The organism is Agathobaculum sp. (genome assembly GCF_050946325.1).
Lineage (GTDB): Bacteria > Bacillota > Clostridia > Oscillospirales > Butyricicoccaceae > Agathobaculum.
In genome coordinates this window covers 1-5,994 of the sequence record NZ_JBMNUP010000114.1, presented here as the reverse complement: position 1 = coordinate 5,994, position 5,994 = coordinate 1, and the positions used below count along the sequence as shown (strand labels likewise).

Sequence of the window (5,994 nt, the reverse complement as noted above, 5' to 3'; positions counted from 1 at the left end):
GCTCAAAATGCAGTAGTCAGCGCGCAGAAGCTGGTCCAGGACAAGCAGGAGCGCATTGCGGAACTGAAGAAGCTGATTGAAGAATCAACAATTACCTCTCCGATCGACGGTGTGGTTGTCAGCATCAATGCCGTGGTCGATCAGGAGGTAACAGGCGCCGAGCCTTTGGCTGTTGTAGCAGATCTGAACAATATTATCCTGAAGGCGGATATTACTGCTACCGATGTTTCTGCCGTTGCACCGGGCCAGCCGGCAATGCTCACCATGTATACAAATGACGGGCAAATTCAGCTTTCCGGTGTGGTAGACTCTGTTGCGCTTGAGCCATCTCAGAACTCGAATGGCGGTCAGGGCAGTATGCCGACTTTCCCAGCTGTCATTACGCTGGATCCCATTGAAGGTCAGTCCATTCCGATTGGCCAAGGCGCGGATTATAAGATTACCACTGCCTCTTCTATGGATTGCCTGATTGTTCCTGCTGCGGCTGTTGTCAACACCGAAAACGGCACTGCCGTGTTTGCCAAACCCGCAGAAGGGCAGACCTTTGAGGAAGCATACCCAATCCCTGAAGGCTCTGAAGGCGTTCCGCCTGATTTCGTACTCGTACCGGTTGAGGTTGGTATTTCTGACTCCAGCAATACGGAGATTCTTTGGGGAATTGAGGAAGGTACCACCGTATTCCTTGCGCTTGGCGATATGTATGCCGATGATATGGGCATGGGCGGCACAGTGGCGGCGGTAGGCTGAGGAGGGGCGCTATGTTTTGGAAAAAACAACAGGCGCCGCCTGAAACAGCGTCTGAACAGCAGGCTGCTTCTGAACTTCTGGTGGATGTTCGCCAGATGAGCAAAATTTATAATGAAGGCAAAGAAAACGAGGTTCGGGCGCTGGACAACATCTCACTGACCGTACCGTGGGGGGAATTTCTCTGCATTTTAGGACAGTCCGGCTCCGGTAAATCCACATTGATGAATATCCTCGGCTGTCTGGATATTCCGACATATGGAACCTATTACCTCAACGGCCAGGCAGTAAGCGAACTGAAGCCTGCGGTACTGTCCGGTATCCGCAACAGAGAGATTGGGTTTATTTTTCAAGGCTTTAACCTGATCCCCGCATTAACTGCGGTTGAAAATGTTGAACTGCCGCTTATTTATCGCGGCATAGGGAAGGAGGAACGGCGCCAGCTCGCCTTGGATGCGCTCAATTCGGTCGGACTGGCGAAGCGTATTGACCACCGGCCGGGGGAGATGTCCGGCGGACAACAGCAGCGCGTGGCAATTGCACGCGCCATTGCGGCCAAGCCGCCGATTATCATGGCGGACGAGCCAACGGGCAATTTGGACTCTGCATCCGGTCGGGATATTATGGAGCAGCTTTCTGCCTTGAACGAACAGGGCACCTCAATTATCCTGATTACGCATGACAATCACTTGGCACAGATGGCCAAGCGTATTGTGACCATTCAGGACGGACACATCATCTCTGACGAACCAGGGAAGGGAGGAATCGGTGTATGAACTGGATGCAGACGATGCGCATGGCCTTCAAATCGGTGATGAACAATAAAGTTCGCTCGATTCTGACCATGCTTGGCATTATTATCGGCGTTGCTTCGGTCATTGCAATTGTTGCCTTTATCCAGGGGGCAAGCACGCTGCAAAGGCTTCAGTATGAGGCGATGGGGGCAAATCAGATTCAGATTTATGGTTGGGGTCCCCGCGCAGCAGACTGGAAAGCGCTGGAAGATTATATGGACACGGAGCTGAAAGACCAGGTGAAGGCGTGGTCTCCGCAAAGCCAGTATTGGGATTGGCAGAACAAAGGCATTAAATACCGCACCAAAACGCTGGATGTGAACAGCACACAAATTTATTTTGGCAACCAAGACTATGGCGTATGCACCAACAATGTTATTTCTGCAGGCCGTGATCTGTCCAAAATGGATTGCCGCAATGCTGCAAAAGTCTGTGTTATCGGCGAAACGGTCCGCAAGGCCTTTTTTGGTGCGATGAGTCCGCTGGATCAGACGATTCAGATTGGCGGCACAAGTTTTAAGGTTGTTGGTGTGTATAAGGGCAAATTTGGCGGCAAACTCAATTCGCAGGACCAGATGATTGTATTGCCCTATACGCTGCAGCAGCGTATGATGGGAAGCGTAGAAAGCGGCAAACAATATTATGTGCAGGCTGCCAGCAAGAATGATATTGAGCCGACCATTAAACAAATTCAGGATTTTATGGCCAAACAATACGATTCGGAGACTGGCGGCGGCTATGTAGATGTCTACTCCAACGCGCAGTGGCAGGAACAGGCGGAGGCCTCCAACAATATGATGGCGCTGCTTGGCGGCTGTATCGCCGGTATCTCGTTGCTGGTAGGCGGTATCGGCATTATGAACATCATGCTGGTATCTGTTACGGAGCGCACCCGTGAAATCGGTATTCGTATGGCAATCGGCGCTCGGAAGCGGGATATTATCGGCCAGTTTTTGGTTGAGGCCGCAGTTGTTTCCTGCTGCGGCGGCGTCATTGGAATTTTCCTTGGGTGCTTTGCATCGGTTATTCTCGGTAATCTGCTGCTTTTGCCGCAAGCACAGAGCGGCGGGTGGGCGCCTGTGATTGAGAATTTTACCGCAATGCCATCTTTAGGGCTGATTATTGGCGCATTTCTATTTTCTGCGCTGCTGGGTATCATTTTCGGTCTGTACCCAGCCAATAAAGCATCCAATCTGCAGCCAGTTGACGCACTGCGTACACAGTAAGGAGGAAAGAGATATGAAAAAACGGATAATCAGCCTGCTGTTGGCGCTGCTCTTTGTGATTGCGCCGGCTTCGGCCGCATTTTCTGATATATCGGACAGTAAGCTGGCGCAGACAGCTTCTGTTCTGAACGCGCTCGGTATTATGGAGGGCGTAGGCGGCAACCGGTTTGATCCGAACAGCGCATTGACAAGGGCTCAGTTTTGCAAACTTGCGGTTACTGCATTGGGATTTAACGATGTGAGTGCCTATGGCAGCTACACGATTTTCCCCGACGTAAAAAGCAACCACTGGGCTGCCAAATACATCAATGCGGCGGTACGCCATCCGGACCTGCAAAAACAGGCCATCATTCGCGGCTATGCCGACGGCAGCTTTGGGCCGGATAAGACGGTCAGTCTGGGTGAGGCCTGCACTATGCTGCTGCGTATGTTGGGGTATATGGAAAAGGATATTGGGCCCTTCTGGCCGGCGGATTATATTGCGCGGGCACAGTCGATTGGTTTGACAAAAGGAGTCGTCACGAGCGATCCGAAGGCTGCTGTCAAGCGTTCGGATGCAGCAACGCTGCTGATGAATACGCTTGGTGCGCCGCTGAAGGACAATGAGGGCAGCATGCTGCTTGACAAGGTAGCTGCCGGCACGGTCAAGGACTGCATTTTGCTGGCTACCAGTCAGACAGACAGCAGTTTGGCTGCAAATGAAGCCCGCTTCTTTGAAGGCGGTTCTATTAACTCCCGCAAGACGGCGGGCACATTGGATCGCAGCCTGATTGGCGTACACGGTACGATTGTAATTGGCAAGGGCGGAGAAAACGTTGCCCTCGGTATTGTTCCGAACAGCAACAAGCAGGAAGTCCTGTCGGTTCGCACCGTTGCGGCGGACCGCATTACAACCGATGCGCAGACGCTTCGTCCAAGCCGCGATACCACGCTTTATGTTGCACGCGAAAATAAGTCGGGCTCTTACAATGAGATGTGGGCAAGCATTCAACCGAATGATAAACTGACGCTGTATTATGACGAATATGGCACGCTTCAGCTGATGGCTGTTCTGCCGTCTGCCGGTATTTCCGGAGCACATTCGTTTGTTTATGGCGTAGCGAATTCGGCCAGCATTCCGCAGGAGTATAAAATCGTCAAAAACGGCGCTGTTATCGAACGGTCGCAGCTGAAAAAGTATGATGTGGTTACGCTGGACAGCGTAAACCGTCAGGCTTTGATTTCCGATGCCCGCATCAGCGGACAGTATCTGGAAGGCGGACCGACAGTCAGCTATCCGCAGACTGTAACGCTGTATGGACAGGAATACTTTATTTCGGAAAGTGCGGCGGAGACCTTTAAAAACATCAAGCTCAAAGACTACATCACGTTGCTGTTCAACGAGTCCGGTGACGTGGTTGCAGCTTATCCCAAGAGCGAAGTCAGCGCGGATATGCAGGGCATCATTACCGCCGTGAACGGACAAAAGGCAACAGTGGCCCTGACGAACGGCCTGACGCTGTCCGTTGAAACCGATGTGGAAAAACTGAATGACCTGATGGGACGACTGGTATCAGTCGGTCAGTCTTCCAACGGCAAGGCATATCTGACGAAGAAGAGCTTTTCCGGCAAGGCGTCCGGAAGCTGGTCGGTGGAAAGCGGCAAGCTTGGCAACAGTGCTGTTTCACCCAAGGTGCGTATTTATGAGGAGGTACTCTCCGGTGCGCCGCTCGCGGCGGTCAGCTTGTCGGATATCTCGGCGATGACAGTTGCTTCAAAGGATATTCGCTATACCGTTGCAGACAGCGCAGGTACCATTACAACCATCGTTATGGGTGATGTAACGGGTGAAAGCTGGATTTACGGCATTGGCTATGGCTCTACCAAGCCTGTGGATTCCTCTGATTTGGATGGCCAGGCCACCACATATGACACCTATTATGTGTCTGTTACCCATTGGGACGGCAGCAAAACGCTGTCTGACGAATATCGGGTGCTGTCCCTGCCTTCTGGTTTGGGCGGCAAGCCTGTTGGCATCCCGAAGGGATATACCAGCGGCTCGGATACCGTTAACAGTTCGCTGTCTACGCTTCCGCTGACGCTTGTGGACACGGTAGGCGTCTCTGCCTTTGACGGTTCGAGCGGCGTTCGCACCAAAAACGGTTATTATGATCTTGCCGATGATATTGGCGTTTATGTAACCGCGCGCAAGGAGTTCATCTCTTTGCAGAATGCCAAGAGCAACTACAGCAGCTTCCGTGTGTATGCCAATAAAACGGCACAGGAAGGCGGCAAGATTCGTGTCATCATCGCCTCGTAAGATCGCATAAGGCGGTATAAAAAAACAGCAGAAAACCGGCCGAAAGGCCGGTTTTTTTGTTGACATTTCGCCTGAAAGGTGGCATAATATACACGTTATCATATTTGAATGCGATGAAGAAACGAGTTTTCCGCGCTGCGCCCTGTAAGCGAGAGGGGAGAGTGCAAGCCCTCGGCTAACGGTGGAAAACAGCCATTTCTGAGCAGCCTGCGAAAACAGGCCGGCTTGTGTCCCCGATACCGGACCGCTGAGATGCGCTGTGGTAACAGTGCAGATTAGGGTGGTACCGTGGAAGATTGCTTTCGCCCCTGACGTTTGGGCGAAGGCTTTTTTATTTGTAATCTAATTTTTTGGAGGATAACTATGCAGTACAGAGGTTTAAATGAGCTGCGCGAAATGTACCTGAAGTTCTTTGAGACCAAGGGACATCTTCGCCTGCCGAGCTTTTCGCTCATTCCGCAGAACGATGCTTCGCTTCTGCTGATCAACTCGGGCATGGCGCCCATGAAGCCGTTTTTCACCGGTGAGCAGGAGCCGCCGCGCCACAGAGTAACCACCTGCCAGAAGTGCATCCGCACGGGCGATATTGAAAACGTTGGCAAGACTGCACGCCACGGCACTTTCTTTGAAATGCTGGGTAACTTTTCTTTCGGTGATTACTTCAAGCGTGAGGCGATTGCATGGAGCTGGGAATTTTTGACCAGCCCGGAGTGGGTTGGCATTGATCCCGATCGTCTGTATCCTTCGATCTATGAGGAGGATGACGAAGCGTTTGAAATCTGGAATAAGGAAATCGGCATCCCGGCGGAGCGCATCTTCCGTTTTGGCAAGGCAGATAACTTCTGGGAGCATGGCTCCGGTCCGTGCGGTCCGTGTTCGGAGATCTATTATGATCGTGGTGAAGAATATGGCTGCCATAAGCCGGGCTGCA

General features: G+C 52.1%; 5 protein-coding genes. All 5 read left to right on the top strand.

Going from position 1 to position 5,994, the window contains the following annotated elements; genetic code table 11:
* Positions 1 to 747, top strand: a 747-nt coding sequence (locus ACOYIE_RS08505; RefSeq protein ID WP_433412307.1) for an efflux RND transporter periplasmic adaptor subunit, incomplete at its 5' end; no start/stop codon positions are given.
* A gap of 95 nt (positions 748 to 842) precedes the next feature.
* Entirely contained in the window at positions 843 to 1,520 is a 678-nt protein-coding gene (locus ACOYIE_RS08500) for an ABC transporter ATP-binding protein (RefSeq protein ID WP_433412309.1), read from the top strand.
* Complete coding sequence (locus tag ACOYIE_RS08495; protein ID WP_433412305.1) at positions 1,517 to 2,764, top strand: ABC transporter permease; 1,248 nt, start codon at positions 1,517 to 1,519, stop codon at positions 2,762 to 2,764. Before ACOYIE_RS08500 ends, ACOYIE_RS08495 begins: the two co-directional genes overlap by 4 nt.
* A gap of 13 nt (positions 2,765 to 2,777) precedes the next feature.
* Complete coding sequence (locus ACOYIE_RS08490; protein WP_433412303.1) at positions 2,778 to 5,063, top strand: S-layer homology domain-containing protein; 2,286 nt, start codon at positions 2,778 to 2,780, stop codon at positions 5,061 to 5,063.
* A 363-nt stretch (positions 5,064 to 5,426) separates the two neighbouring features.
* The coding region (locus ACOYIE_RS08485) for an alanine--tRNA ligase-related protein (RefSeq protein ID WP_433412301.1) at positions 5,427 to 5,994 on the top strand (568 nt) is incomplete at its 3' end.